The sequence below is a fragment of the Kitasatospora sp. NPDC056783 genome (assembly GCF_042789895.1).
Classification (GTDB): domain Bacteria; phylum Actinomycetota; class Actinomycetes; order Streptomycetales; family Streptomycetaceae; genus Kitasatospora.
In genome coordinates this window covers 1-26,492 of sequence record NZ_JBHUAF010000087.1, presented here as the reverse complement: position 1 = coordinate 26,492, position 26,492 = coordinate 1, and the positions used below count along the sequence as shown (strand labels likewise).

Here is a 26,492-nt window from a genome sequence, read left to right as displayed (position 1 = left end):
GGACGGGGTGATGGTCTCCACCGGCGTCTTCGCCGACCGGTCCGGGGCCGAGGAATCGGTCAGGCAGGCGAGGCGAGCAGGCCTCAGCCGGGGAGGATGAGGACCAGGGGCGCGGACCCCTCAAGCAGGTACGGGTGTTCGGGGAAGTAGTAGATGTGGCGGTGGCCGCCGGCCTCGGTGGCCATGGCGGAGGTCATGGCGTCGAGCTGGTCGGCGAAGAGGCTCCTGGAGACGGGATCGCCGCTGATCGCGAGGATCTGACGCTGGGAGTCGATCCGTATCAGCACCCCTGGCTTGGTGGTCTCGCTGATCTCGACCCCGGCCAAGCGCTCGCAGGGTGGTGTGGGGGAAGATTCGATGCTGCCGAGGAACCCCTTGCCCTCGGCCATCGCACGTGCCAAGGACCCCAATTCGGCTGCTGAACCGGTGAGTTCCACTTCGTCGAAGACGGGGTCGGACTCAAGATTCACGAGGTGTTGTTCCTGCCAAGTCGGGATGCCTGCCCGCTCGTTGGGATCCAACGAGCGGGCAGGGGTGGTCAGGTGAGACGGTCGAACTCGCCGGCCTTGGCGCCGAGGAGGAAAGCGCGGAGCTTGGCGGTTGTGGTGATGATGACGAGGGAGGGGTCGTCGGATTCACGAACGTGGCGGAGATCCTCGGCTCCTTGGGCCAGTTCGAGGCAGTTGTCGGCGCCTTCTGCGTCGCTGTACGACGACTTCTGCCAGGCGAGGTGGGACATCGGACGCCTTTCAGGTTTGGAGCTCGTAGAGGAGGTGGTGAATGAGTCCCCAAGAGTCACGTGTATCGAGCTTACGCAAGGCATCGCTGCGATCGACAGGCGATAGGGCCAGCTCGCTCAGCTGCTGGAACTTCCTGGCGTAGACGTCGATCTCGGCCGCCTCGCCGAGATGCTCGGCTCGTTTGGGCCCGGACAGGATGATGGTTGACAGCTCATGGCATCCGGGATCGCAGAACAGGAATGAAGCTGAGAGAGGAGCATGCTTCGGTGCCGTGAATGGCAGCACCTGGATGCTGACATTCGGCATCTCTGCCATGCCGAGCAGGTGGAGGAGTTGGGCCCTCATCGCCGCGTCTCCCGCGAAGCGCATGCGTAGGGCGGCTTCATGGATGACGAAACTGAATTGCTTGTCGTCGGCGAGGATGCGTTGTCGATCCATCCGGAAGCGGACCTGCGTCTCGGGCGCCCACGGACTTCCCAGGGCGCCTTCGTAGATCGCCATCGCGTAGTCGGGTAGCTGTAGGACTCCAGGGATGTAGAGGGAGTCATAGCTCTGTAGCCGGACGGATCGTTGCTCTGCTTCGGCCAGGTCCAATGCCAACATGGGGACCTTGCCCTCGTATTCGCTCCACCAGCCCTTGCCGCTGCTCTGCCCCATCTCGGCCAAGCCCTTGCGGTAGACAGGGTCGGTGCAGCCGTATGCGTCGAGCCAGGTCTCAAGGCGTTCGGGGTTCAGGGTGATCCGGCCAGCTTCGGTGTGGCTGACTGCTGGACCTTTCATGCCCACCAGCGCTCCGGCCTCTGGTGCCGAGAGTCCCGCAGCCATGCGCAGGCGCTGCAACTCCTCGCCAAATCGACGCTGGCGCTGGCTGATTGGTCCCTTGTATCCCACGATCGTCCTCTCCCTGTTGGCGCAGTCTGGCGCACAACTCATGCGGGATGCCACTAACGAGTGAGTCTTCTCGATTGGCTTGCAAGCTTGCCATAGAGAACTCTACTCTCAGTGTTGCACCGATCACATGGCGGAGTGTCCGCTTTGTCGATTCCTCCTCCCTCTCCTGGGGGCTCTCATGCGTGCTTGCAACCCTCCCGACTGGTCCCCGGCCCGTGCCGAGCTCTCCGGGCTCCTCACCTCCGCCGGGTGGCGGCCCTCCGTCATCTCCGACGCCGAACTCGCCCTCCACGAAGTCTTCTTCAACGCCTGGCGGCACGGGGGCACCCCTGCGCCCCTGGTCGTCGTCGCCCTCGCCGACCACCGACTCCGGGTCTCGGTCGCGGACAACAGCCCCGTCCTCCCCGACCCCCACCTGCCCGCCGACCTGCTCGCCGTCTCCGGCCGGGGCCTCCACCTCGTCCGCGCGCTCACCCACCGCTTCGGCGCCGAACCGCGCAAGGACGGCAAGGTCGTCTGGTTCGAGCTGTTCAAGGAGAGCACCGCGTGAAGCTCCAGCCGCTGAAACCCTCCGACCAGCGGATCCACTCCTGCTCCGAGCAGGACATCCTCGCCCTCCTCGGTGAAGTCCACGAGCGCGGCCGGAAGTTCGGTCTCTCCTTCCCCGACGCCCGTACGGACACCCAGGACGGTCAGGTCGTCGTCCGCTTCGGCCTGGCGCCGGCCTCCACTCTCCTGAACCTCCTCTCCCTCCTCCTCGACGCCGACCGCGAGCGCCCGTGCGGCTCCTGACCGCCGCGTTCAACCTTGCAAGTTCTACAAAGGGGAGCCCCGATGAACGCGCTCGACCCGGTCGCCGATTCCGAGGTCGCCAACGCCCTCGCCGCCGCCAACTACGCCGTGGCCACGGCCTTCAACACCGCCTTCGGTGTCACCGTCGCCCCGTCCGTCCCCGACGACTTCGACTGGCCGGAGCTGGAAGAATTCGTCCACGAGCTGGGCTTCGCCGCCGACGACTCCGACACCGCCCTCAACCTCTACCGGCTGCTCGTCGTCGCCCAGCGCATCGCCTACCGCGAGGCCGCCGGCCGTAACTCGCCCTGGCAGGCCACCCGCCTCAACCCCCGTTGACCGCACGCTCTTCGAGGCCGGGCTCTTCGAGCAGGAAGTCGGCCCAGCCGACTTCCCACTCCGCGCCGCCCGGAAATCCGCAGGACAAGCGGCCACGGCCTCCGGTACGACAGGCCGGTGAGACTACGAACGAAGATCCACCGGGTTCGCCTCGGCCGGGACGAGTACCGGGTGGTCACCCCGGCGCGGCAGGCCGCAGGCACCTTCCTCCACGCGAGCCCGGGTGCCTCGTCCATGGACCTGCACCTCGACCGCCAGGGCGCCGAGGACCTCGCCACCGTCTGGGCCCTGGCCGCCCGCTCCCGGCGCTCCCTGATCCACCTGCCGTTGCGCGCCAACACCGGCCCGGTAGGCCTGCCCGATGTCCCGCCCGAAGACCGGTTGGACCTCCTGCTCGTCCATCACAGCCTCGGCTTCCCGCCCTCCCGTTGGAAGGAGGTCCGGGCCCGCCTGGGCGCCGGCACGCCGCACACCGTCGACCTCCCCGTCACCGACTTCCCGCCCGAGGACGTGGAGCCTTCCTACGCCGACTCGCGGGACGAACTCCGCTTCGCCGGGGCCGCCCACACGCTCGTGGTCACCGGGAGTGCCACGGCCTTCCGCCGGACGGGCGCCCATTTCCACGGGCTCAGCCGCGAGGCCCCCGGCTGGCGCTTCGGGTGGCGGCCCGGCGTGCACTACTGCATCACCCTCGCCCACGAGCGCTGGGGCTCGCCTCGTGCCGCCAAGGGCGTGCCGTCGAGCCTGCATGTGGCGTACGCCCATCGCTGGCGGGCCGATTGAGTGGGAAGTCGGGCGGGCCGATTTCTGGTGCCGGTGCCAGCACCCCGTATGCCCAACGGCTGCCGCGCGGAGTGAGCAGGAAGTCGGCCCGTCCGACTTCCTGCTCCGGCGACTCCTACTCCTTCGGCGTGAGCGGAGTCAGCGGCAGCGCGACCCGGCTCTCCCAGGCCTGCTCCAGGGCGCGAGTGAACGTCTCCGCGGGCTGGGCGCCGGAAACGCCCAGCCGCCGGTCCAGGACGAAGAACGGCACGCCCGTCGCTCCCATGGAGGTCGCCGTGGTCTCGTCCTCGCGCACGGCCTCCGCGTACGCCTGCGGGTCGGCCAGGACGGCGGCTGCCGCCTCGCCGTCGAGCCCGGCCTCGACGGCCAGCTCGACCAGCCGGCCGCCGTCGAAGGCCGAGCGCTCCTCGGCGAAGTTCGCCCGGTACAGCGCGTCCAGCAGCTGCCCCTGGCGGCCGTGCTCCTTGGCGAAGTGCAGCAGGCGGTGCATGTCGAAGGAGTTCGCCGCGTCGCGGCCCTCGCGCAGGTACGGCAGGCCCTCGGCGTGCGCGTTCTCGGCGATCCGCGCCTCCGCCGCCGCGGCCTGCTCCAGGCTCATCCCGTACTTGGCGGCGAGCAGCGGCACGACCGGACGGGCCTCGTGCGGCGCCCGCGGGTCCAGCTCGAAGGAGCGGTGGACGATCTCCACCTCCTCGCGGTGCGGGAAGGTCGCCAGCGCCTGCTCGAACCGGGCCTTGCCCACGTAGCACCACGGGCAGTTGATGTCGCTCCAGATCTCCACGCGCACGGCGCCGCACTCCTTCCAGCCTCGCGCGGACCTCCCGCGCCGACGTCCGTCGGAACGCCGTCGTTCGGATGGATATTTCTCTCGCTGAAACATCCGGGCCGGCCGGTCGGCGGCCTCCCGTCTCAGCGCCGCGCCTGCGCCTCGCGCTGGGCGGACACCGTGGGGACGGCGGCGACGGCCTCGGCGTAGCGGCCGTGCTTGCTCAGGATCTCGGCAGTCGTTCGGTGGGCCTCACGCTCGGTGGACGACCGGAGCAGGTCGAGGGCCTCGTCCGTCCGGCCGTCCAGCTCCAGCAGCCAGGCCAGCGTGGTGTCCCACTGGCCGGGCTCCCGCTCGATCAGGGCCCGCGCCTCCGCGATGCCCTCGGCGTGGCGCCCGGCCTTCGCGAGCAGCCGCAGCCGGGGGTAGTGCAGGACGTCGGAATGCGCGTCGACGTACGCGGCGCCGAGGCCGTCCAGAAGCTCCAGCGCCCGCTCCGGGCGGCCCGCCCTGCTCAGCAGTTCGATCGCCTCGTGGAGGAGGTTCCCGTCGGCGTGCTCGTACGTGGGCCGTCCGACCTCGACGGCCTCGTCGAGGCGTCCGCGGCGGGCCAGGAAGGCCATGAGGCGCCGACGGTCGTACGGGTCGCCCGCTTCGAGGGCCTCGCGCAGGACGGCTTCGGCCTCCTGGACCCGCCCCTGCTCCTCCAGCACCTCCGCGTACCGGCGCCTGGCGTGCTCCGCGTGCTCGCCGGCGGCCAGCTCACGCAGCTGCTCGATCCGGCCCTGGCCGGCGAGGAGGTCCGCGTACCGCCAGGCGATGCTCGGGACGGCGGACAGCACCGGGCCCAGCAGCCGGATCGCCTCGTCCGCCCGGCCCATGCGCTCCAGGACCCGGCCGTACAGCGCCAGCACCGACGACGGCTGGTGCCGGCACTCGCGCCGGCCCCCGGCCGCGGAGCACCGGCAGTCCGCCGTGCCGTCCATGGCCCGCTCGGCACACGGGGCGAGCAGCTCCAGGACGCGGGCGTCACGGTGCTCCCCCCTGGTCAGCTGGACCAGCGACTCCAGGATCCAGGGCTCCCCGAGGTGGGGCGTGAGCACCTCGATGGCCTCGTCCACCCGCCCGGCCTCCACCAGCGCTTCGGCGAACCACCGGCAGTCGTGCGCCGACTCCAGGCCGGCGGCGTCCGGGCGCACCAGTGCCAGCCCCTCCTCGACCCGGCCCTGCCAGACCATGATCGTGGCGGATTCCCGGACGGCGAACGGCCAGCCGACCGCGACGAACGGCTCCAGGACCGTCAGGGCCCGCTCGAACTCTCCCGCCGCGCACAGCTCACCGACCGCCGCCTTGGCGCAGAACCACTCACCGCGGTCCCGGGCGGTCTCGATCAGCAGCTCCAACTGCCCCTGCTGGGCCAGGTATTCCGCCATGGCGGGTTCTATGCCGCCGTCGAACTGCCGCTGCCAAGCGAGATCGTCGAGGTTCACGGGGGCAGGCTAGGCGACGACGGCCACGTACCGCCCGGAGATAATCGGCGGATGTCCGACACCTTCGTTGACCTGGGATTCGTCACCGCGCCGTCCGGGGTGGTGGTGCTCGGCATGGCCACGTGGATCGATGAGTGGCCCCGGATCGGCGAGCCGCTGTCGGTGCGGGCCGGGGCGGCCGCGAAGGCGGGTGGCGGGCACTTGCAGGAGTGGGAGTACGAGGCCTTCGCCGTTTCGGCCGCCGCCGACCGGCCGCTGTCGGTGCGGGCCACCACCGAGCCCTCGGTGTTCGACGAGGAACCGACCGTCGCGACGCTGGAGGTCGAGCTCGGCCTGCCCTGGCCCGACGGGGTGGACGGCCCGGTGCTGCTCGGGGACCTGCCGGTGGACCGGGGCGGCATGGTGGTCGGCGACGCCGTCGGGCTGGACGCGTGGACGGGGCCGGAGGACGAGCCGGCCGACGGGCTCGCCGACCTCTGCTACTGGGGCCGGTACGAGGACGACGCCCACGCGCGCTTCGGCGGTGAGCGGATCCCGCAGCACGGCGGCGTCCAAGGGCCGTACGGCCGGCTGGACCTCCCGGTGGCGGAGGCGGCCGCGCTGGAGGCGGAGATCGCCACCTGGCGGGGCGGCCTGCACGGCAAGGGCGTGGCCACCATGGTGGAGCCGCACGTCGACTACTTCCGCTTCCGGCGGGCCGGCCTGCACCACCCGCTGAAGGCGGGCGTGATCGAGGTCGACGGCTGCCGGGTGCTCGGGATCGACTGGTGCCAGGGCGACCACTCGCTCCGGCACCACGGCGGGCGGGACTGGGGCCAGGCCTTCCCGGTCACCCTCGAAGCCGACGGGGCGGGCGGGACGGTGCTGCGCTGGACCATCCCGCCCTACGACGAGGGCGAGGAGGACTGACGGGGAGCGCCCGGCGGGCCCGCTACAGGCACATCCAGCAGTACAGCCGCTCGCCGGCCGCCCGGGCCCGGCGGGCCAGGGCGATCAACTCCTCGGCCAGCGGCAGCAGATCGGCCGGGTCGGCGCCGCCCCACTCCTCGGCCCCGGCCCACTGCCCGACGGCCGCCGGTATCCGCTCGTCGGGCACCCCGGCGAGCGCGTCCCGGGTGGCGTCGCCCAGTTCGGTGACCCAGGGGCCGGTCGCCCACGGGTCGTCCTCGTCCTCGGGGCCGGCCGGGCCGGGCTCCGGCGTGGTCGGCCACACGGCCGTCTCCGCCACCAGGCCGACGCGCCACGGCTCCCCGAGGACGGCCGCGATCAACTGCCCGAGCATGACGTCCGGGTCGACGCCCTTGGCCTCCACGCCGTCGAAGGAGCCGTCCGTGCCGAGCGGCGGCAGCCCGCCCTCCGTGAGCTCCAACACCCGGACGACCGCTGCCGCGTCGGCCGCCCGGAAGTAGTCGGTCAGCACACCCATCGCCGCCCCCTTCGTTCGCTTTCGCCGTCGATCACCACTGAAGCAGCCGGCACTGACAGTGAGCGGGAAGTCGGACCGGCCGACTTCCCGCTCCGCTCCGCCGGTGGACCCGTCAGCAGGAGATGTTGCCGCCGCCGACGTCGGTGCCCAGGGCGCCGACGAACTTCTTGAACAGGTTGATCCGGTCGTCCCGCTGGCCCGGGTTCTTGCCGTCGCACTCCAGCGCGCCGTTGATGGTGCGGATGGTCTCCCCGAAGCCCTTGCCGTTGACGATGGCGTCGTGCGCGGTCATCCGGCCGGCGCCGCTCTGGGTGTTCCAGAACCACAGGGCGGTCTTCCAGGACGTCGCCGGGTTCTTCTCGACCTGGTACGGGTCGTGCAGCAGATCGATGCCCAGGGCGTCGCCGGCCGCCTTGTAGTTGAAGTTCCAGCTCAGCTGGAGCGGGCCGCGCCCGTAGTACGCGGACTGCCCGGCCGGACAGCCGTACGACTGCGAAGCGTCGCAGTAGTGCGAGTAGTTGGCGGTGTTCTGCTCGACGACGTACCGCAGGCCGCCGGTCTCGTGGCTGACGTTCGCGAGGAAGGCGGCGGCCTCGCGCTTGCGGGTCGCGGTGTCACCGGTGGCGGTGAACTTCGGGTAGGCGCCCAGGGCGTCGGTGAGGCCCTTGTAGGTGTAGAAGGCGGCCCGGCTCGGGAACATCTGGTTGAACTGGGACTCGCTGACCACGAAGGAGCCGGCGGCGGAGGCCGGGGCGGTCTGGCTGGCGACGGCGAGGGTGCTCAGGACGGCGGCGGAGGCGGCCAGCGACAGGGTGCGCGAGAGCTTCATCGATCTCCTCGATTCCGGTGGCGGGATTGGCACTTCGCTCTCGAAGAACCTCGGCCATCGTGGTGGCGTGACGGCGTCCCTTGAAGCCCTGGAAGGCCAAACCACCCGTACGGGTCGTATCCGATCCAAGGTGTGGACGGACGCCGCCCGGCGATCAGCCGGGCTGTCGGTCATACCGGATAGCCTCCTTCGGAACGGGACGGAACAGGGCGAGGCCACCGGGGGAGCAGGGGCGGATGAGCGGTCACACCGACGAGGGCGACGAGCGTCTGGCAGCCGAGGGCGAGGTCGCGGTGGCCCGGCTGGCCATCGACTCCGGCGATCTGACGCACGCCGCCGAGCACCTCTGCGACGCGATCCTCGCCGACCCGCAGTTGCCCGAACTGCACGAGGCGCTGGCCGAGTTGTGCGCGGCCGCGGGTGGCCCGGCGGCGGCGCGGGAGCTGTTCCCGCTGGACGGCCAGGTGTACCTCGGCACGGCGGTCTGCCGGGCCCACGTGGAGGCCGCGGCCGGGGACTGGGACACCGCCGTCGGCCTGCTCGCCTCCGCCGTCCGGTACGAGCCGACCCGCCCCTGGGCGCACGCCGCCTGGCTCGCCCGCGAGGACCTGCCCGGCCTGGTCGACCCGGACACCGTGGCCCAGGCGGTGGCCCGGGCGACCGGCCCGCTGCCCGACCCGCTCCCGGCCGAACCGGCCGAAGCGGTACGGCCGTTCCACGACTTCGTGCTGGCCGTGGTGGCCCACCACCCCGACCACGTGGCGCTGCTGGCGATGGCCTCCGGCCTCACCCGCCGCCTCGGCGACACCGCCCGCGCCGTCGAACTCGCCGAGCGGGCCCACCGGTCGGCCCCCGGCTACCTGCCCGCCGTGATGCTCGGCAACGCCCTGCGCTCGGACGGCCGCCCGGAGCGGGCACTCGCCGTCTGGGAGGCCGAACTGGAGCGGACGGCACCGGACGCCGACGGCAACAGCAGCTACCTCGCCGTCGACGTCGCCGAGCTGTACGGCACCCTCGGCCGCCCCGCCGAGGGCCTGCCCTGGCTGGACCGGGTGCTCGCCGCCGAGCCGGGCCACCCCAAGGCCGGCCCGGCCCGCTACGGGCTGCGCCACGCCCTCGACGGAGACCCGGCCCACCTGCTCGGCCTGGCGGACCACCACCGCGCCCACCCCGAGCACGAGTACGCCCAGGAGCTGCTGGAGCGCCTCAGCCACCGGGAGCCCTGGCTGGGCCTGGTCTCCGGCGCCACCGAGGCCACCGTCAACGTGCTGCACCAGGTGCTCGCCGCGCCCGACACCAACCGCGACACCGAGATCGACTGCACCGCCTCCACCGTGGAGCCGCCCAGCTCGGTGCTGGCCGTCCGGCTCGCGCTGCCGCGCTCCACCGTCGGCTACCAGGCCGTCGGTGAACCCGATCCCCGGCTGCCGCTGACCGGGTCCGGCCTCCGGATCTGGGAATGGGACGGCACCGACCCGCGCCCGGCCGTCGCCCCGCCCGCGCCGCGGAGCGCCGAACTGGTCCGCGCCACCGCCGAGATCTTCTGGCCGACCGTCCCCGCCGCCTACGACCACGCCGTCCGGCTGGCCGGACTGCCGCTGGACGACCTGCTCGGCGTCCTGGTCCACCCACCGGTCCCGAGGGAGGACGAACTCGGCCGCGCCCTGCTCGCCCACCAGCCCGAACTCTGGGTGCGCGCCGTCCAGGTCTTCGCCTGCCTCGGCATCGCCCACCACCGCACCGACCAGCCCTGGGAGGACTCAGAGCGGCGCCGGGTGCTGCGCGACCTGTTGCTCGGGCCGGAGGACTGGGTGGTCGAGGCGGCCGGCTTCGCGCTGGTCGCGATCGGCTGGACCGAGCCGCGGACCCGGACGGACGTCGCCGGCCTGCTGCGGCAGCGGCTGCACCACGGCGCCCGGGCCCGCCGCACCCGGGCGGTGACGATCCTCCGCTCGCTGTCCGCGCTGGTGCTCGTCGCACCCTGGATGCCCGAGGAGGACCGGGCGCTGGCCCGGCACCTGACGGCCCGCGAGGACGCGGCCGACGAGATGCCGGCCGATGAGGCGTCGGCCGATGAGGCGTCGGCCGAGGCGGGGACGGCCGACGCGGGGACGGGGGCGGAGGGCGAACCGGAGCCGACGGAAGGACCGGAACCCCGCCCGGGCCGGCTGCGCCGTTTTTTCGGCAGACGCTGAGGAGCTCTGGGAGCGGACGCCGGACCAGGCCCTACACCCCCGGCAGCGGCTCCTGGTCGACATCGAACCGCGCGACCCGCTCCGCCGGATCCCGGCACTCCGGCCCCAGCCGCAGCATCCGCGACTCCGGGTCGTGCAGCGGCCGGTGGCAGCGGCGGCAGGTCACCCGCGGGCGGAGGGTCTGCGCGGACTCCGTGCCGGGGAGCGGCTCGGGGCCGGAGGGGCTGGTCGGACTGCTCATGGGGAGACGGTAGCCGTCCGGACCGTCAAGGCCCCCGCCGGTGCGTGAAACGATGGCCCCATGGCCACCGACCGCAGCAGCGCAGGAGACCCGGCCCGTACCCTCGCCCTGCTCTGGGGCCTCACCGCCGAGGAGAAGCCGGGCCGGCGCGGGCCCCGGCAGGCGCGGTCGACCGGCGAGATCGCCGCCGCCGCGATCGCCCTCGCCGACGCCGAGGGCGTGGACGCCGTCACCATGCGCCGGGTCGCGCAGGAGCTGGGCCTCTCCCCGATGGCGCTCTACACCTACGTGCCCGGCAAGGCCGAACTGCTCGACCTGATGCTGGACTCGGTCTACGCCACGATGCCGCGCAGCGCCCCCGCCGACGAGGGCTGGCGTGCCCGGGTCACCGCCGTCGCGGACGACAACCGCGGGCTGCACCGCGCCCACCCGTGGGTCGCCGCCGTGTCCACCAGCCGCCCGCCGCTCGGGCCCGGGCTGATGGCCAAGTACGAGTACGAGCTGCGTGCCTTCGAGGGCACCGGGCTGTCCGACGTCGACCTGGACGCCGCGCTGACCCACCTGCTCGGCTTCGTCCAGACCTGCGCCCGGATGGCCGCCGACGAGCGCGCCGCCCGGCAGGACAGCGCGATGACCGACGAGCAGTGGTGGGCCGCCAACGCCGGGCTGCTGGCCCGGGTCTTCGACCCCGAGCGCTACCCGGTCGCCGCCCGGGTCGGGGCCGCGGCCGGCGCGGCGCACGGCGGCGCGTACAGCCCGGAGCACGCCTACGCCTTCGGCCTGGCCCGTGTCCTGGACGGGCTCGACGCGCTCATCGGGCGGCGCTGACCCGACGCGGTCGGCGGCGGGGGCGCTGACGGCCGTCGGCGGGGGCGCTGCCCCGGCGCGTTCATCGACGGCGTCGGCTCACCGCCCGTCGTACTCCTCGCGCGCCGCCTCGACCTCCGGCACCCGCCGCTGCGACCAGTGCGCCAGCGCCGCGACCAGCTCCGCCGCCTCCCGCCCCAGCGGGGTGAGGCTGTAGTCGACGCGCGGCGGGATCACCGGGTGCGCCTCGCGCAGCACGAAGCCGTCCCGCTCCAGCGTCTGGAGGGTCTGGGCGAGCATCTTCTCGCTGACCCCGGCGACCTTGCGGCGCAGTTCGCTGAACCGGTAGCCGCGCTCGTTCAGCGCGCCGAGCACCAGGACGCCCCAGCGGCTGGTGACGTGCTCCAGCACGCCCCGGGACGGGCACATCCGGTCGAAGACGTCGGCGGGGGGCGGCCCGACCGTCGCCGGGCCGATGTCCTTCAGCTCGCTTACCTTCATGTCAGTACCCTACTTTGAAGTGCGTACTTTCGAAAGGTTAGTGCAATCCCTAGGGTGAGTGACGAGGCCAGAAACCCTTAGCGATCCCCCGAGGAGCATCACCATGTACGTCGTCACCGGTGCCACCGGCCAGCTCGGCCGTCTCGTCGTCGAAGGCCTGCTGGCCGCCGTCCCCGCGAGCGAGGTGGCCGTCGCCGTCCGCTCCGCCGAGAAGGCCGCCGACCTGGCCGCGCGCGGCGTGACCGTCCGGGTGGTCGACTACGACAAGCCGGAGACCCTGGCGGGCGCCTTCGCCGAGGGGGACAAGGTGCTGCTGATCTCGGGCAGCGAGGTCGGCCGCCGCATCCCGCAGCACCGGGCCGTGGTGGAGGCCGCCCGGGCCGCCGGGGTCGCGCTGCTCGCCTACACCGGCATCCTGGGTGCGGCCACCTTCCGGCTGGCCGACGAGCACAAGGCGACCGAGGAGCTGATCCTCGCCTCCGGTCTGCCGTACGTGTTCCTGCGCAACGGCTGGTACACCGAGAACTACCTGGGCGACGCGGCCGGCACGGTGGCGCGCGGCGTGGTGCTCGGCAGCGCCGGTCAGGGCCGGATCGCCACCGCCCCGCGCCGGGACTACGCGGACGCGGCCGTCGCCGTCCTGGTCGGCGAGGGCCACCAGGGCGCGGCGTACGAGCTGAGCGGCGACGTCGCCTGGAGCCTGCCCGAGCTGGCCGCCGAGCTGGCGGCGGTCTCCGGCAAGCCGGTCGGGCACCGGGACGTCACCCCGGCCGAGCACCTGGACGCCCTGGTCGGCGCGGGCCTGCCGCAGGGCTTCGCCGAGGCCCTGGTGGACGTGGACGCGGGCATCGCGCGCGGCGAGCTGGCCGGGACCCCGGGCGACCTGGCCCGGCTGATCGGTCGCCCGACCGTGCCGCTGGCCGAGTCCGTCCGCGCGGCGCTGGGCGCCTGAGGCGCGGTCGGGGGCACGGCCTGAGGCGCGGCCCGAGGTGTGGTCCGAGGCGAGGCCCGGCCGGCCGGGTGCGTTCCGACGTCCACGTAATGTCATGACCAAACCTTGAAAACGGAGATGACAGTCACCCCTCCCGCCCGCTACCGTCGCCTCGACACACGCGCGCGGGAGGACAGTCGGCCATGGCGGGAACAGAGCAGCAGGACAACGGCCGGGGCCTCTGGTACGGAGTCGCCGCGTACGGCATCTGGGGCCTGTTCCCGCTGTTCTGGCCGCTGCTGGAACCGGGTGCCGCCGACGACATCCTGGCCAACCGGATGGTCTGGTCCCTGGTCGCGGTCGTCCTGCTGCTGATCGCCCAGCGGCACTGGGGCTGGATACGCCCGCTGCTGCGCCAGCCCCGCCGGCTCGCCATGCTGGCCGGTGCCGCCACCGTGATCTCGGTCAACTGGGGCGTCTACATCTGGGCCGTCAACGCCGGGCACGTGGTCGAGACCAGCCTCGGCTACTTCATCAACCCCCTGGTGACCATCGCCTTCGGCGTCCTGGTGCTCAAGGAGCGGCTGCGCGGCGTCCAGTGGACGGCGGTGGGCATCGGCGCGGCCGCCGTCGTGGTGCTGACCATCGCCTACGGGCAGCTGCCCTGGATCGCGCTCACCCTGGCGCTCTCCTTCGCCACCTACGGCCTGCTGAAGAAGCAGGTCGGGCTGAGCGGACTGGAGAGCCTGGCGGCCGAGAGCGCCTTCATGTTCCCCTTCGCCCTCGGCTACCTGGTCTACCTGGAGGTCACCGGGCACGGCACCTTCGGACACACGGTGGCAGGCTCGTACGGCTGGGGGCACTCCGGGCTGCTGATGCTCAGCGGGGTGATCACCGCGATCCCGCTGCTGTTCTTCGGCGCCGCCGCCATCCGGGTGCCGCTGACCGTGCTCGGGCTGCTCCAGTACCTGGCGCCGGTGTTCCAGTTCCTGATCGGCGTCGCGGTGTTCCACGAGTCGATGCCGCCCGCCCGCTGGGCCGGCTTCGGCCTGGTCTGGGTCGCGCTCGCGCTGCTCACCTGGGACGCGCTGCGCCAGGTGCGGGCCGACCGCGCGGCGCGGGCCGCGGCCGTGCCGCAGCCCGCACCCGCGGAGCCGGCCGTCACGCACTGATGTCCCGGCTGGTGAAGCGGGACCAGGCCGCCGAGCCGAACACGGCGACGTAGGCGGCCTGGAGGCCGAGGTCCTTCAGCACCCCGTCCCAGTACATCGGCGCCCGCAGCAGGTCCGCGAAGTTCAGCCAGTAGTGGGAGAACAGGAACGGCCTGATCGCGTCCAACTGCGGGAAGGCGTCCAGGATCTGGACGGTGACCACCAGCCCGACGGTGGCGGCCATCGCCGCGATGCCGCTGCCGGTGAGGGTGGAGACGAACAGCCCGATCGCCACCAGCCCGGCCAGCGAGGCCGCGACCACCAGCGCCACCAGCAGCGCGCGCAGCAGCGCGTCACCGAGGCCGATGGTGTCCCCGGAGAGCAGGGTGACCTCGCCGAGCGGGAAGAGCACGGCGCCCGCCGCCAGGGCCGTCACCGCGACCGCCGCCGTCGCGGCCAGGCAGAACACCAGCCCGGCGGTGAACTTGGCGGCCAGCAGCCGGGTCCGCCCGGCCGGGGCGACCAGCAGGTAGCGCAGCGTCCCGGCGGCGGCCTCGCCCGCCACCGCGTCCCCGGCGACCACCCCGACCGTCATCGGAAGGAAGACCGGCAGGGCGACCGCGAGGGCGGTGAAGACCAGGAACAGCCCGTTCTGGGTGGTCTGCGCGATGAAACTCGGACCGCCGCCCTCGTGCGGGCTGTCCGTGTTGAGCTTGACCACCACCCCGATCAGGACCGGCAGCACCGCCAGGATGGCCAGCAGCACCTTGGTGCGCGTCCGGCGGAAGGTCAGGTGCAGCTCGCTGCGGAACAGCGCCAGGAACCCGGCGGCCGTCCGCGGCCGCCGGCCGGTGCCGACCGCCCGCGCGCCGGTCCGCGACAGCGCCTCAGCCCGCGACATCGAAGCCCTCCCCGGTCAGCGCCACGAAGGCGTCCTCCAACGTGCCCCGCTCCAGCCCGAAGCCGTGCACCCGCACCCCGGCCCCGACCAGCGCCGCGCACAGCCTGGGCAGCGCCTCCTCGTCGAGGACGCCCGGCTCACCGTCCACCCGGCCCTCGCCGGGCACCAGGGCGGTGATCCCGTGCTCCGCGAGCACCTCGGCGGCCCGCGCCGCGTCCGGGGTGCGGACCACCAGCCGGCCCTGCGCCCGGGCGGCCAGCTCGGCCACGGTGCCCTGCACCACCAGCCGGCCCCGGGACATCACCGCCGCGTGGGTGCAGACCTGCTCGATCTCGTCCAGCAGGTGCGAGGAGAGGAACACCGTGGTGCCCTCCGCCGCGACCTCCCGGACCAGCGTCCGGATCTCCCGCATGCCCTGCGGGTCCAGCCCGTTGGTCGGCTCGTCCAGGATGAGCAGCTCGCGCGGCTGGAGCAGCGCCGAGGCCAGGCCGAGGCGCTGCTTCATGCCCAGCGAGTACGCGCGGGCCTTCTTGCCCGCCGCGGCGCTCAGGCCGACCCGCTCCAGCGCCGTCTCCACCCGCTGTCGGCGGGTGCGCGGGTCGGCGGTCGGGTCGGCGGCGTCGAAGCGCACCAGGTTGTCCCGCCCGGAGAGGAAGCCGTACAGCGCCGGGCCCTCGATCAGCGCGCCGACCCGGGGCAGCACGGTGGCGACGGACCGGGGCATCGGCTCGCCGAGCACGGTGGCCACGCCCGAGGTGGGGGCGATCAGGCCCATCAGCATCCGGATGGTGGTGGTCTTGCCGGAGCCGTTGGGGCCCAGGAAGCCGAAGACGGAGCCGCGCGGCACGGCCAGGTCCAGGGCGTCCACGGCGAGCTGGCCGCCGCGGAAGCGCTTGGTCAGGCCGCGGGTCCGGATGACGTCGTCGGAGCCGGAGCCGGAATCGGAGCCGGAGCCGGAGCCGGAGCCGAGCGGGGCGGGGGCTTCCGGAACGGCGGGGGAGGCGGCGGGAACGGGCGCGGGGACCGGGCGCGGTGCGGCGCCCGGACCCCCGGCCGACTCCGTAACGTCCCCCGTTACGGGAGTCCTGGGCATCCGTCAGTTCACCCCGGCGGCGTGCTGGAGGACCGGCAGGGTCACCGCGCCGGCGAAGACCCGGCCGTCGTCGGTGAGCAGGACGTTGAGCACCTTGGTGCTCAGCAGGGTGCCGCCGTCGACCGGCTTGCCGAGCGACTTCACCATCGCCTGCGGGTTCACCGACCGTGCCGCGTCGCCGCCGCGGCCACCGTGCTTGCCGCCCTTGCCGTCGTTCCCGGGCGCCGCGTCCACCGCGCCGGGCAGGCGGGTGCCGACGACCGTCGTCCAGCCCTCGCCGATCACGTTCACGTCCGGCCGGCCCGCGGTGTCCGGGCGCGCCTTGGCCTCGCCCGGCGCGGCCTCGGCCGCCCCGTCCGCCTTCTGGTCCGTCACCTTGGCGCCCTTGGGGGCGGCGAACTCGAAGGTCTTGGCGTCCGGCTTGGCGAAGGACACCTGGGTGAAGCGGACGTTCAGCACGGTGCTGCCGTCGGTGGACGTCACCGCCACCGCCAGCGGCACCCCGTTGTCGGCGTCCACCGATATCCGGACCTCGGACAGGGTCGAGCCGGACTGGGTGGGCTTCACGCTCAGTTGGTAGGCGTTCCGCCCGGCCACCTCGGCCGTCCCGGCGACCGTCACCGAGGTGGTGCCGGCGCCGGCGGCCAGGAACTGCTGGGCGGCCTCCTGGGGGGTGGTCGGCAGCTCGGACAGCGGAGCCTTGGCGTGCTGCCCCTCGGCGGCCCGCCCGGTCGTGTGCACCGCGCTGTTGGACGAGCTGTCCCAGGCCCAGGTCTGGTCGCCGTTGTGGACCAGGGTGTAGCCGGCCATGTTCTCCAGCACGTCCACCCGCTGGCGGTCCGGACCGTCCACCGCGACCCGCAGCGTCTGGTCCCCGCCGAGCAGGCCGAGCAGCTTGGCCTGCGGGTCCGCGGCGGAGCCCTTGCCGTCGCCGCCGTGCCCGCCGGCCGCCCCGCCGAGGCCCCCGGCCGCGCCCAGCAGCCGGCCGGGCACGCCGAGGTCGGTGGAGACCGTGACCGTCCCGGACAGCGCCTGCGTCTCGGAACCGAGCACCTTGGCGACCAGCTGTTCCGCCGTCACCGTCGGCAGGTCGGGCGCGCCGTTCGCGGCCAGCGCCGGCACCAGGCCCACCCCCGCGGCGATCACCGCGGCCACCGCCACCGGCACCGCGGCGCGCACCAGGACACGCCGTCGGGAGCGGTACGGCACGCCGCCGTCCAGATCGTCCCCCGCCGCCTTCTCGTCGATCATGGCGTTCTCAACTCCTCCGGGTAGCTGTGCGATTGGCCTCGCCCTTCCATTAGAGGCCGCCGACCCGTCACCGTCATCGCCCTGTGGGGCCAGATCGAGGTGGTCTTCACGGCTAGTCCGACCCTGAGACGACATCAGGGTTCGGTCACTCCGGAGTACCACCTCTGGCATAGGGTCACGCCATGGACGGAACCGCCGTTGACGCCAGCACCCCGCCGACCGCGAACGCCATGCGCCGCGCCCTGCGCCGCGCCCGGGACGGCGTCGCCCTCGACCTGACCGAGGCCGCCGTACTGCTCCAGGCCAGAGGCGAGGACCTGCTCGACCTGTGCGTCGGAGCCTCCCGGGTCCGGGACGCGGGGCTCGAAGCGGCCGGCCGCCCCGGGGTCATCACCTACTCCAAGAGCGTCTTCATCCCGCTCACCCGGCTCTGCCGCGACAAGTGCCACTACTGCACCTTCGCCACCGTCCCCGGCAAGCTGCGCCGGGACGGCCACGGGATGTTCATGTCCCCGGACGAGGTGCTGGAGGTGGCCCGCCGCGGTGCCGAACTCGGCTGCAAGGAAGCCCTGATCACGCTCGGCGACAAGCCCGAGGACCGCTGGCCCGAGGCCCGCGAGTGGCTGGACGCGCACGGCTACGACGACACCATCGCCTACGTGCGCGCCATGTCGATCCGCGTCCTGGAGGAGACCGGCCTGCTGCCGCACCTCAACCCCGGGGTCCTGAGCTGGACGGACTTCCAGCGGCTCAAGCCGGTCTCCGCCTCGATGGGCATGATGCTGGAGACCACCGCCACCCGGCTGTGGAGCGAGCCCGGCGGCCCGCACCACGGCTCCCCGGACAAGGAGCCGGCCGTCCGGCTGCGGGTGCTGGAGGACGCCGGGCGCAGCTCCGTCCCGTTCACCAGCGGCCTGCTGATCGGCATCGGCGAGACGTACCGGGAGCGCGCCGAGTCGCTGTTCGCGCTGCGCAAGGTCTCCCGGGCCTACCACGGCGTGCAGGAGCTGATCCTGCAGAACTTCCGCGCCAAGCCGGACACCGCGATGCGCGGCATGCCGGACGCCGAACTGGACGAACTGGTCGCCACGGTGGCCGTCGCCCGGCACCTGATGGGCCCGACGGCCTGCCTCCAGGCGCCGCCGAACCTGGTGGACGGGGAGTACGAGCGGCTGATCGCGGCCGGCATCGACGACTGGGGCGGCGTCTCCCCGCTCACCCCCGACCACGTCAACCCCGAGCGGCCCTGGCCGCAGATCGACCGCCTCGCCGAGCGCTCCGCCGCGGCCGGCTTCGAGCTGCGCGAGCGCCTCGCCGTCTACCCCGAGTACGTGCTGCGCGGCGAGCCCTGGCTGGACCCGCGGGTGCTGCCGCACGTGCGCGCCCTGGCCGACCCGGCCACCGGCCTGGCGAACCCGCAGGCGCCGGTCCGCGGACTGCCCTGGCAGGAGCCCGAGGACCTGCCGGAGTCGTACGGCCGCACCGACCTGCACGCCACCATCGACACCGAGGGCCGCACCGGGGACCGCCGGGCCGACTTCGAGGACGTGTACGGCGACTGGGAGGTGCTGCGCGAGCAGGTGCTCGCCCAGGGCGCCCCCGAACGGCTGGCAGGGGACCTGCGGGAGGCCCTCGCGGTGGCGGCGGACGACCCGGTGAAGCTGACCGACGACCAGGCGCTGGCCCTGTTCCACGCGGACGGCCCGGCCCTGGACGCGCTGTGCCGGATCGCCGACGAGGTGCGCCGGGACGCCGTCGGCGACGAGGTCACCTACTGCGTCACCCGGAACATCAACTTCACCAACGTCTGCTACACCGGCTGCCGCTTCTGCGCCTTCGCCCAGCGCCGCACCGACGCGGACGCCTACACCCTCTCCCTGGAGCAGGTCGCCGACCGGGCCGCCCAGGCCTGGGAGGTGGGCGCCACCGAGGTCTGCATGCAGGGCGGCATCCACCCGGACCTGCCCGGCACCGCCTACTTCGACATCGCCCGCGCGGTGAAGGAGCGGGTGCCCGGCATCCACGTGCACGCCTTCTCGCCGATGGAGGTGGTCAACGGCGCGACCCGCACCGGGCTGTCGATCCGGGACTGGCTGCGGCGGGCCAAGGAGTCGGGCCTGGACAGCATCCCCGGCACCGCCGCCGAGATCCTGGACGACGAGGTCCGCTGGGTGCTCACCAAGGGCAAGCTGCCGGCCGCGACCTGGGTCGAGGTGGTCACCACCGCGCACGAGCTGGGGCTGCGCTCCTCGTCCACGATGATGTACGGGCACGTGGACACCCCGGCGCACTGGCTCGGCCATCTGCGGCTGCTCGCGGAGATCCAGCAACGCACCGGCGGATTCACCGAGTTCGTCACGCTGCCGTTCGTCCACACCAACGCCCCGGTCTACCTGGCCGGCATCGCCCGGCCCGGCCCGACCGCCCGGGACAACCGCGCGGTGGTCGCGATGGCCCGGCTGCTGCTGCACCCGCACATCCCCAACATCCAGACCAGCTGGGTCAAGCTGGGCGCCGAGGGCGCGGCCGAGATGCTCCGCTCGGGCGCCAACGACCTGGGCGGCACGCTGATGGAGGAGACCATCTCGCGGATGGCCGGCTCTGCGTACGGGAGTTACAAGTCGGTGCGCGACCTCCAGGCGATCGCCGAGGCGGCGGGCCGTCCGCACCGCCAGCGCACCACCACCTACGGCGAGGTGCCGGCCGAACGGCGGGCCGCGGCGCTGGCCTCGGACGGGCACCTGCCGGCGCTGCTGCCGGTGCTGGACTGAGCCCGCGCCCGTTCCCGGCCGCCAGGCGCGGCGGCCGGGAACGGGCTCGGCCGGGGACGGATCCAGGGGTGGCAGGGGTGTGGCGGGGAGGGGCCGCCGGACTCCGGGGACGGGGTCGCCTCGATCGGCTCTTCGATTAGGGTGCGAGGGCGCGCGGCCCGGCCGGCATCGCGCGGACCCCCACACCCGAGGAAAGGCGCCCCGTCGTGTTGCCACTGTGGTCACGCGCCCAGCAGCAGGACTACCGCAGCCGGGTGCGGGGCTGTCTGCTCGGCGGTGCCATCGGCGACGCGCTGGGCGCGGGCGTCGAATTCGAGCCGCTGGAGAAGATCCGGGCCCAGCACGGCCCGCGGGGTGTCACCGGCTACGTGCCGGCGTACGGGCGCACCGGCGCCGTCACCGACGACACCCAGCTCAGCCTCTTCACGGTCGACGGACTGATCCGGGCCCACATCCGGCGCGACACCGGCAGCTGGCACCCGCCCACCGACCTGCACCTGGCCTACCTGCGCTGGGCCGCCACCCAGCGCGACTGGGGCCCGGACGAGCGCCGCACCGACCTCGGCTGGCTCGGCCGCGAGGAGTGGCTGTACGCCCGGCGGGCCCCCGGTCAGGGCTGCCTGTCCGGCCTCACCGGGGCCGACGCCGAGCGGCTCGGCACCCTGGAGCTGCCCAAGAACCCGCACTCCAAGGGCTGCGGCACGGTGGTGCGGGCGGCCCCCTTCGGGCTGCTCACCACCTGGGAGCCGGGCCTGGTGTTCCAGCTCGCGGTGGAGTGCTCGGTGCTCACCCACGGGCACCCCACCGGCTACCTCGCGGCGGGCGCGTTCGCGGTGATCGTCCAGTCCGTCGCCCGCGGCGGCACCCTGGAGGAAGGCGTGCACCTGGCGCTCGCGCTGCTCTCCGAGCGGCAGGCGCACGAGGAGACCACCGCGGCGCTGCGGGCCGCCCTGGACGCGGTGCGGGCCGGCGAGCCGTCCGCCGAGCGGGTGGAGGCGCTGGGGGAGGGCTGGGTCGCCGAGGAGGCACTGGCGATCGCGGTCTACTGCGCGCTGGTCGCGCACGACGTGCGCTCGGGCCTGCTGCTCGCGGTCAACCACTCCGGGGACAGCGACTCCACCGGCGCGATCTGCGGCAACCTGCTCGGGGTGCTGCACGGGGACACCGCCCTGCCGCCCGGCCTGCTGGCCGGGCTCGAAGGACGCGGGGCGATCCTCGAACTCGCCGACGACTTCGTGATGGAGCTGGTGCACGGCACCGAACTGCACGACCGGCGGACCCCGGAGGGCGTCCAGTGGACCGCCCGCTACCCGGTGGCGAGCTGAGACGGGTGCCCTGACAAGGCAGTTGCCCGGAGCGCGGGCCGCCGCCGAGGGCGACGGGCCCGGCCACGGGCAACTCGTCCGAGTGCGGAACCGGGTGGGCCGCTCAGCCAGGGAGCCGCCCGAGGCCGCCGGTGCCCGCCGCCGAGGCGAACGCCGTCCAGGCCGCGGTGGAGAAGCGCAGTTGCGGGCCGCCGGGGTCCTTGGAGTCCCGGACCGCCACCACCCCCGCGCCGGGGACGGCGACTTCCACACAGGCGCCCTGGCCTCCACTGTGACTGCTCTTGTGCCAACCGGTTCCGTACTCGGACGGGGTGATCATTCGTGGAATTCCTTCTCGATGTCGGCTATCAGCGACCGGCTCTCCGCGACACCGAGTGCGGCCGCTCTCAGGTAGTCGTACAGACCGGTATAGCGGCGCACGTCCGCCTCCTTCTCCAGGTAGAGATCGCTCGTCACACCTTCGAAGTAGACAACCGTGGAATCGGCTGACTCGGGGAACTCCAGCAGAGAGAATGTCCCGGTCATGCCGGGATGGGCGCCGTGCGAGAACGGGATCACCTGGATGGTGATGTTCGGGCGCAGGCTGAGGTCCAGCATCTGCCGCAGCTGCTGCGCCATCACCGCCCTGCTGCCGACCTCGCGGCGCAGCACCGCCTCGTCTATGACGGTCCACAGGCTGCCGAGCCGGTTCTCGCCGTGGACGCGCTCCTGGCGCTTCATCCGGACCTGCACCCGGCGCTGCACGGCGACCGCGTCGGTGTCCGGCTGGGTGCCCTCGACCACGGCCTGGGCGTAGTGCTCGGTCTGCAGCAGGCCGGGGACGAAGGAGGACTCGTACGCGCGGATCGAGGAGGCCTCGGCCTCCAGCCCGATGTAGACGCTGTACGGCGTCGGCATGTCGTTGAAGTCGTGCCACCAGCCGCGCTGGCGGGACTCCTTGGCCATCTCCATGAGGCTGGCGCGCAGCTTGTCGTCGGGCACGTTGTACACGTCGCAGAGGTCGCGGACGTCGCGCTGGCTGATGCTGCGGCGGCCGTTCTCCAGTCGGCTGATCTTCGACTGGGAGACCATCAGGCGGCCGGCCACCTCCTCCGCCGTCATGCCCAGGCCCTCGCGGAGTTTGCGCAGCTCCGAACCCAGGCGCCGGCGACGCACGGTGGGATTGACGTTGGCGGACACTTCGACCTCCGGCCGGACCTCTGGTGCTCGTTGGAACGGCAGTCCTCGGAACACTTCGGACATTGGGACCAACCCCCCCTGACTCGGAGCAGCATGTCACCTGGGGCCAGGTCGGCGCCGGGGATTCCCCGCAGCGCGGTAGAACAGATCATCGGAAAAGCGCTTCCGCGAGACAGCGAAAGTCCCCAGGTGGTAATGCGGCTCGGCTACTCGGACAAGTGCTGCGGTGGGTGCCCCCGGAGCGGTCGGCGACCGGTCCGCACGTGCCCCCGGAACGTGCGGGGGCAGGTCGCGGCCGGGTGTCCGGGGACGGCAGAGGGGCGGTCGCCGGGCGACTCGCGTCGCGGGGCGACCGCCCCTGGGTGCTGCTGGTGGTGCCTCCGGTCCGGCCGGTGGCACCGGTCGTGCGCCGGGCCGCTCAGCGCCTTCCGGCGGCGTGAGCGGGGCGGCGTGCGCCGTCGGGCGCGCGGTCGGTGGCGTCGGGCGCGGTGTCGGCTGCCCGCCCGGCCGTGCGCATCGCGGCGGCCGTCACGGCCTGCCCGGTCAGCGGACGCCGACCCGGGGAGCGGAGACCCGCCCGCCCGAACCCCGGCCCGCCGAACGGGTACCGGGACGGCCGGAAGCGGCCCCGGAACCCTGGGAAGAACGGTTCTGTTGCGTCGGCAGGCCGTTCTGGACGTCCATCACGGCGTGCGCGACCATCCCGCCCAGCGGGTCGTACCGGATCAGGTCGCGCAGCCGCGACCGCGAGGACCGGCCCTCGTTGCCCGGGTACAGGTGCTTGCCCAGCCCCACCGAGTGGGCGAGCGCGGCGAGCGCGGCCGTCCGCGGGTCCGGCGGAACACCGGTGCGGATCGCGGTGTCCAACCGCTGCTTGATCGCGGCGTTGGTGCAGTCGTCGGACGCCTGGTACCGGATCGTCGGCAGCACCCCGCACACCTGGCCCGGCACGGCCGTGACCATGCCGCAGCGCTCCAGGTGCGCCAGATAGGTCTGCCGCAGCCCCAGCCGGGGCCCGCCGATCCAGTGCGCCGCGCGGACCGGACTGCCGCGTCGGCGCAGCAGTTCCAGTGCGTGGTCGAGGGTCGGGTCGCCGGTCGGCCGTGCGAGCACGACGGCGATCCGGTCTCCCTCCGGTACGATCCGTCCGGCCAGGGACAGCTCGACGAGCTGGGCCCCGGCGAGTCCGAGGTCGAGGGTCTGCGGCTGCGCCGTGGTACCCGTGGTCGGGTCCAAAGCGAGCAGCAAGAGTTCCTCGGGAACAGTTCTGCGGCTCTTGCCCATCCAAGCCTCCCCGCGTGGATGAGAGACAGGGTGACGCCTCTCACACGGGCTTGTCGAGTACGCCTCCGAATCGTGACCTTGGAGGGAAGGCGCGGAACCGGCGGTGTCGGGCCCTGCGTCTGACCGGTGAACAGACCGCGGTACGGCCGGGTGACGACAATAAGCGCCGGTCGGACGGGGTGTGCGCGGACGGAACGGCCGCCGGTGGCGGAGACTGTACAGGTACACGGGGCGGGGCGTCGGCTTCCCGAAATCGGGTTCGCCGGTGCCCCGCCGGGCGTTGAGGAGGCTGGGATACGTGGGCGAGTCCCCCGACAGGGTGCTGAGGGACGGCGACGAGCGGCAGCGGGACCGCGAACGCGAACGGACCGGGACGGCGGCCGGCACCGCCGGGTCCGCCGAGGCCGGCTCCGGTCCGACGGCTGATCGGGCGTCAGTCCAGGCCGCGGCCGGGGCGACTTCCGGGACCTCCTCGGACGCCTCCTCGGGAGCTTCCTCGCGAGCCGCCTCGGACGACCCTGCCGAGACCTCCGGCGAGGCGGCCCCGGAAACGTCCTCCGACGCTCCGGCGACGACGGCCAAGGGTGGCTCGACCGTACAGCTCCGCGTCCGGGATGTGGACAGCGAGACGACGATGCTGCGGCTTCCGGTGGACAACCGGACCACAGCGCTGCGGCTGCCCGGGGAGCCGGTGAAGCCTGTCGGCGAAGGCAGTTCCGGAGGTGGGGGCGAGGAGGAGGGTGCCTCGTCGTCGGCGGAAGAGGTGACGCAAGCCGTCGAACGTCCGGTCGGCGCCGACCCGCGTCTCGCCATGCGGACGGGTGTCGCGGTGGCGGAGAAGGCGACGGAGGAGGCCGGGGAGGAAGCGGAGGAGGAGACCGGGCCGTCCGGTGAGGCCGACTCAGAGGGGGCCGCCGAGCCGGTCGAGCCCACGGTCGAGGTCGCGGTGGCCGCATCGGTCGGGAAGGCAGGGAAGGCCGAGAAGGCGGGCGGGGTCAAGAAGGCCGACACGGCGGAGAAGTCCGAGAAGGCCGGCGACTCCGGCGACTCCGGCGACTCCGGCGACTCCGGCGACGCCGAGGACTCCGAGGACGGCCCGGCGGACACGGCGGACACGGCGGGCACCGAGTCCGAGGACTCTCCCGCCGGGTCCGACATGACCCTCGCGCTGGCCAAGCCCGCGCAGCCCGGCCGTCGGCCGGACCAGGCAGAGAAGCTGGAGAAGCCCGCGCCGCTGCGCGCCTCCGCCGTCCCCGCGACCGGCACCGTCCCGGAGCCGAAGCCCAAGCCCGTCCCGGAGCCCGAGCCGACCCCCGGTCCGGTGCCGCTGCCGAAGCCGGCCCCCGTGCCCGGCCCCGGCCCCGGCCCCTCCCCGGCCCCGAAGCCGCTGCCGGAGCCCGACCCGCGGCCGGTGCCGCCGGTCCCACCGCTGCCCAAGCCCACGCCGCTGCCCGCCCCGGAGCCGCTGCCCTCGCCGGAGAACACCGCCGAGGCGATGGAGGTCCTGGCCTCCCTCAACGCCCGCCCGGTCTCGCCGCTGCGGCGCGCCCTCAAGCGGGTCACCATCTGGACGGTCTTCCTCGCCGTGGTGCTCGGCGCGCTCGCGGTGGCCCAGCTGCTGCGCCCGCTGCCGGACCCCAAGCTGAAGATGACGGCCGCGGGCAGCTACAACTTCTCCGGCGACCCGCTGGACCTCGCCTGGCCGGCCAAGGGCCAGTCCGCCGCCGAGGTGGTCGGCGTCGGCAGCCTCGGCAGTTCGGGCCAGGAGGTGCCGGCCTCGATCGCCAGCGTCACCAAGGTGATGAACGCCTACCTGATCCTCCAGAAGTTCCCGCTGAAGAAGGGGGAGAGCGGCCCGAAGATCACCGTCGACAAGCAGGCCGCCCAGGAGTCCGGCAACGTCGACGAGTCCAAGGTGACGCTCACCGAGGGCCAGGTGCTCACCGAGTACCAGGCGCTGGAGCTGCTGATGCTGCCCTCGGCCAACAACGTGGCCCGGCTGCTCGCCCGCTACCACTCCGGCTCCGAGGCCGAGTTCGTCAAGCAGATGAACGACACCGCGGCCAAGTTCGGCATGGCCAACACCATCTACGCCGACCCGGCGGGCTTCAACCCGGACACCAAGTCCACCGCCAAGGACCAGCTGAAGCTGGCCGAGCAGGTCATGCAGGACGAGATCTTCCGGCAGATCGTCTCCACCCCGGAGACCAACTTCAACAACGTGAAGATCCCCAACACCAACAACCTGATCAACCCGAAGGCCGGCGTGATCGGCGTCAAGACCGGCTCCAGCACCCCGGCCGGCGGCTGCCTGATGTGGGCCGCGTACAAGGAGATCGGCGGGGTGAAGCGGATGATCCTCGGCGTCACCCTGGGCCAGCAGGCCACCGGACCCAAGGAGGGCGAGGGCATCCTGCCGACCGTGCTGAAGGTCAGCGGCAAGCAGATCCAGGCCGCGCAGAACGGTCTGACCGGCCAGACCGTGGTGAAGAAGGGCGACGTCGTCGGCTCGGTGGACGACGGGCTCGGCGGCAAGGTCGCGGTCGTCGCCACCCAGGACCTGGTGGTGGCGGGCTTCCCCGGCATCTCCGGCACGGTCACCCTGGACGCGTCGAAGATCGACCACACCCTGCCGGCCGGCACCGAGGTCGGTGTGCTGCGGGTGGGCGCGGGCGAGGACAAGGCGGAGGTCCGGGTGGCCCTCCAGTCGGCCCTGAACCCGCCGTCCATCCAGTCCCGGCTGCTGCGCACGCTGTGAGCCGCTGAGGCGTCGGAGCCGAGCAGAACAGGAGAAGGGGAGCCGGTG

27 protein-coding genes are annotated in these 26,492 nt (G+C 73.1%); 12 read left to right on the top strand and 15 right to left on the bottom strand.

All coding sequences use genetic code 11. The features are described 5' to 3' along the window. Positions 1-83: 83 nt before the first annotated feature. The 3 genes from ACFRMQ_RS15755 to ACFRMQ_RS15745 form a co-directional block, all read right to left on the bottom strand. Entirely contained in the window at positions 84-401 is a 318-nt protein-coding gene (locus ACFRMQ_RS15755; protein WP_380731015.1) for a hypothetical protein, read from the bottom strand. A gap of 137 nt (positions 402-538) precedes the next feature. After that, on the bottom strand, positions 539-739 hold the full coding sequence (locus tag ACFRMQ_RS15750; RefSeq protein WP_380731014.1) for a DUF397 domain-containing protein: 201 nt from the start codon (positions 737-739) through the stop codon (positions 539-541). A 10-nt stretch (positions 740-749) separates the two neighbouring features. Next, on the bottom strand, positions 750-1,631 hold the full coding sequence (locus tag ACFRMQ_RS15745) for a helix-turn-helix domain-containing protein (protein ID WP_380731013.1): 882 nt from the start codon (positions 1,629-1,631) through the stop codon (positions 750-752). A 178-nt stretch (positions 1,632-1,809) separates the two neighbouring features. Here ACFRMQ_RS15745 and ACFRMQ_RS15740 point away from each other — a divergent pair, with 178 nt between their 5' ends. The 4 genes from ACFRMQ_RS15740 to ACFRMQ_RS15725 all read left to right on the top strand — a co-directional run bounded on the left by ACFRMQ_RS15740 (position 1,810) and on the right by ACFRMQ_RS15725 (position 3,545). Continuing rightward, positions 1,810-2,181, top strand: coding sequence for an ATP-binding protein (locus ACFRMQ_RS15740; protein ID WP_380731012.1), 372 nt, complete (start codon positions 1,810-1,812; stop codon positions 2,179-2,181). Further along, positions 2,178-2,423 carry a hypothetical protein gene (locus tag ACFRMQ_RS15735; RefSeq protein WP_380731011.1) on the top strand — a complete coding sequence of 82 codons (246 nt, stop codon included), beginning with the start codon at positions 2,178-2,180 and terminating at the stop codon, positions 2,421-2,423. Before ACFRMQ_RS15740 ends, ACFRMQ_RS15735 begins: the two co-directional genes overlap by 4 nt. A 42-nt stretch (positions 2,424-2,465) precedes the next feature. Then, a complete protein-coding gene (locus tag ACFRMQ_RS15730; RefSeq protein ID WP_380731010.1) occupies positions 2,466-2,762 on the top strand; it encodes a hypothetical protein in 297 nt (98 codons plus the stop codon). A 117-nt stretch (positions 2,763-2,879) separates the two neighbouring features. Further along, a complete protein-coding gene (locus ACFRMQ_RS15725) occupies positions 2,880-3,545 on the top strand; it encodes a hypothetical protein (protein ID WP_380731009.1) in 666 nt (221 codons plus the stop codon). A 115-nt stretch (positions 3,546-3,660) separates the two neighbouring features. Here the strand turns inward: ACFRMQ_RS15725 and ACFRMQ_RS15720 are convergent, their stop codons facing one another. Both ACFRMQ_RS15720 and ACFRMQ_RS15715 read right to left on the bottom strand, forming a co-directional pair. Beyond that, the gene (locus tag ACFRMQ_RS15720; protein WP_380731008.1) at positions 3,661-4,332 is read right to left on the bottom strand and encodes a DsbA family oxidoreductase; all 672 of its coding nucleotides are present in this window, start codon (positions 4,330-4,332) and stop codon (positions 3,661-3,663) included. Positions 4,333-4,454: 122 nt separating this feature from the next. Continuing rightward, positions 4,455-5,801 carry a tetratricopeptide repeat protein gene (locus ACFRMQ_RS15715; protein ID WP_380731007.1) on the bottom strand — a complete coding sequence of 449 codons (1,347 nt, stop codon included), beginning with the start codon at positions 5,799-5,801 and terminating at the stop codon, positions 4,455-4,457. A 51-nt stretch (positions 5,802-5,852) separates the two neighbouring features. Here ACFRMQ_RS15715 and ACFRMQ_RS15710 point away from each other — a divergent pair, with 51 nt between their 5' ends. Then, positions 5,853-6,710: a hypothetical protein gene (locus ACFRMQ_RS15710; protein ID WP_380731006.1), complete on the top strand. Its 858-nt coding sequence runs from the start codon at positions 5,853-5,855 to the stop codon at positions 6,708-6,710. 22 nt (positions 6,711-6,732) lie between these two features. Here the strand turns inward: ACFRMQ_RS15710 and ACFRMQ_RS15705 are convergent, their stop codons facing one another. Both ACFRMQ_RS15705 and ACFRMQ_RS15700 read right to left on the bottom strand, forming a co-directional pair. Continuing rightward, positions 6,733-7,227, bottom strand: coding sequence for a hypothetical protein (locus ACFRMQ_RS15705; protein WP_380731005.1), 495 nt, complete (start codon positions 7,225-7,227; stop codon positions 6,733-6,735). A 112-nt stretch (positions 7,228-7,339) separates the two neighbouring features. Further along, on the bottom strand, positions 7,340-8,056 hold the full coding sequence (locus ACFRMQ_RS15700) for a chitinase (protein ID WP_380731004.1): 717 nt from the start codon (positions 8,054-8,056) through the stop codon (positions 7,340-7,342). Positions 8,057-8,292: 236 nt separating this feature from the next. Between ACFRMQ_RS15700 and ACFRMQ_RS15695 the strand changes: the two genes are divergently transcribed. Beyond that, positions 8,293-10,251, top strand: a complete 1,959-nt coding sequence (locus tag ACFRMQ_RS15695; RefSeq protein ID WP_380731003.1) for a tetratricopeptide repeat protein — start codon at positions 8,293-8,295, stop codon at positions 10,249-10,251. Between the two features lie 31 nt (positions 10,252-10,282). On the opposite strand, the gene ACFRMQ_RS15690 is transcribed toward ACFRMQ_RS15695, so the two are convergent. Then, complete coding sequence (locus ACFRMQ_RS15690; RefSeq protein ID WP_380731002.1) at positions 10,283-10,492, bottom strand: DUF6011 domain-containing protein; 210 nt, start codon at positions 10,490-10,492, stop codon at positions 10,283-10,285. A gap of 60 nt (positions 10,493-10,552) precedes the next feature. On the opposite strand from ACFRMQ_RS15690, the gene ACFRMQ_RS15685 reads away from it, so the two are divergent. Beyond that, positions 10,553-11,320: a TetR/AcrR family transcriptional regulator gene (locus tag ACFRMQ_RS15685; RefSeq protein ID WP_380731001.1), complete on the top strand. Its 768-nt coding sequence runs from the start codon at positions 10,553-10,555 to the stop codon at positions 11,318-11,320. Positions 11,321-11,398: 78 nt separating this feature from the next. Here the strand turns inward: ACFRMQ_RS15685 and ACFRMQ_RS15680 are convergent, their stop codons facing one another. After that, positions 11,399-11,800, bottom strand: a complete 402-nt coding sequence (locus ACFRMQ_RS15680) for a winged helix-turn-helix transcriptional regulator (RefSeq protein ID WP_380731000.1) — start codon at positions 11,798-11,800, stop codon at positions 11,399-11,401. A 103-nt stretch (positions 11,801-11,903) separates the two neighbouring features. On the opposite strand from ACFRMQ_RS15680, the gene ACFRMQ_RS15675 reads away from it, so the two are divergent. Together ACFRMQ_RS15675 and rarD are read left to right on the top strand one after the other, a co-directional pair. Next, positions 11,904-12,752 (top strand): SDR family oxidoreductase, encoded by an 849-nt coding sequence (locus ACFRMQ_RS15675; protein WP_380730999.1) that lies wholly within the window; start codon positions 11,904-11,906, stop codon positions 12,750-12,752. Between the two features lie 182 nt (positions 12,753-12,934). Further along, positions 12,935-13,903, top strand: a complete 969-nt coding sequence (gene rarD, locus ACFRMQ_RS15670) for an EamA family transporter RarD (RefSeq protein ID WP_380730998.1) — start codon at positions 12,935-12,937, stop codon at positions 13,901-13,903. On the opposite strand, the gene ACFRMQ_RS15665 is transcribed toward rarD, so the two are convergent. Genes ACFRMQ_RS15665 through ACFRMQ_RS15655 form a run of 3 tightly spaced genes read right to left on the bottom strand, consistent with a single transcriptional unit; the run spans position 13,893 to position 17,127 of the window. Continuing rightward, positions 13,893-14,783 (bottom strand): ABC transporter permease, encoded by an 891-nt coding sequence (locus ACFRMQ_RS15665; RefSeq protein ID WP_380730997.1) that lies wholly within the window; start codon positions 14,781-14,783, stop codon positions 13,893-13,895. The genes rarD and ACFRMQ_RS15665 overlap by 11 nt on opposite strands. Continuing rightward, entirely contained in the window at positions 14,770-15,876 is a 1,107-nt protein-coding gene (locus ACFRMQ_RS15660) for an ABC transporter ATP-binding protein (protein WP_380730996.1), read from the bottom strand. The genes ACFRMQ_RS15665 and ACFRMQ_RS15660 overlap by 14 nt, the downstream gene beginning before the upstream one ends. A 3-nt stretch (positions 15,877-15,879) precedes the next feature. After that, entirely contained in the window at positions 15,880-17,127 is a 1,248-nt protein-coding gene (locus ACFRMQ_RS15655) for an outer membrane lipoprotein carrier protein LolA (protein ID WP_380730995.1), read from the bottom strand. Between the two features lie 182 nt (positions 17,128-17,309). On the opposite strand from ACFRMQ_RS15655, the gene ACFRMQ_RS15650 reads away from it, so the two are divergent. Together ACFRMQ_RS15650 and ACFRMQ_RS15645 are read left to right on the top strand one after the other, a co-directional pair. Then, positions 17,310-19,898: a bifunctional FO biosynthesis protein CofGH gene (locus ACFRMQ_RS15650; protein ID WP_380730994.1), complete on the top strand. Its 2,589-nt coding sequence runs from the start codon at positions 17,310-17,312 to the stop codon at positions 19,896-19,898. A 206-nt stretch (positions 19,899-20,104) separates the two neighbouring features. Next, positions 20,105-21,223 carry an ADP-ribosylglycohydrolase family protein gene (locus tag ACFRMQ_RS15645; protein WP_380730993.1) on the top strand — a complete coding sequence of 373 codons (1,119 nt, stop codon included), beginning with the start codon at positions 20,105-20,107 and terminating at the stop codon, positions 21,221-21,223. A 103-nt stretch (positions 21,224-21,326) separates the two neighbouring features. Here ACFRMQ_RS15645 and ACFRMQ_RS15640 read toward each other — a convergent pair whose 3' ends face one another. The 3 genes from ACFRMQ_RS15640 to ACFRMQ_RS15630 all read right to left on the bottom strand — a co-directional run bounded on the left by ACFRMQ_RS15640 (position 21,327) and on the right by ACFRMQ_RS15630 (position 23,686). After that, positions 21,327-21,542, bottom strand: coding sequence for a DUF397 domain-containing protein (locus ACFRMQ_RS15640; RefSeq protein WP_380730992.1), 216 nt, complete (start codon positions 21,540-21,542; stop codon positions 21,327-21,329). Next, positions 21,539-22,402 (bottom strand): helix-turn-helix transcriptional regulator, encoded by an 864-nt coding sequence (locus tag ACFRMQ_RS15635; protein WP_380730991.1) that lies wholly within the window; start codon positions 22,400-22,402, stop codon positions 21,539-21,541. Before ACFRMQ_RS15635 ends, ACFRMQ_RS15640 begins: the two co-directional genes overlap by 4 nt. A 543-nt stretch (positions 22,403-22,945) precedes the next feature. Beyond that, positions 22,946-23,686 (bottom strand): GPP34 family phosphoprotein, encoded by a 741-nt coding sequence (locus ACFRMQ_RS15630; RefSeq protein ID WP_380730990.1) that lies wholly within the window; start codon positions 23,684-23,686, stop codon positions 22,946-22,948. Positions 23,687-23,984: 298 nt separating this feature from the next. On the opposite strand from ACFRMQ_RS15630, the gene ACFRMQ_RS15625 reads away from it, so the two are divergent. Beyond that, a complete protein-coding gene (locus ACFRMQ_RS15625; protein WP_380730989.1) occupies positions 23,985-26,444 on the top strand; it encodes a hypothetical protein in 2,460 nt (819 codons plus the stop codon). The last annotated feature ends 48 nt before the right edge of the window (positions 26,445-26,492 follow it).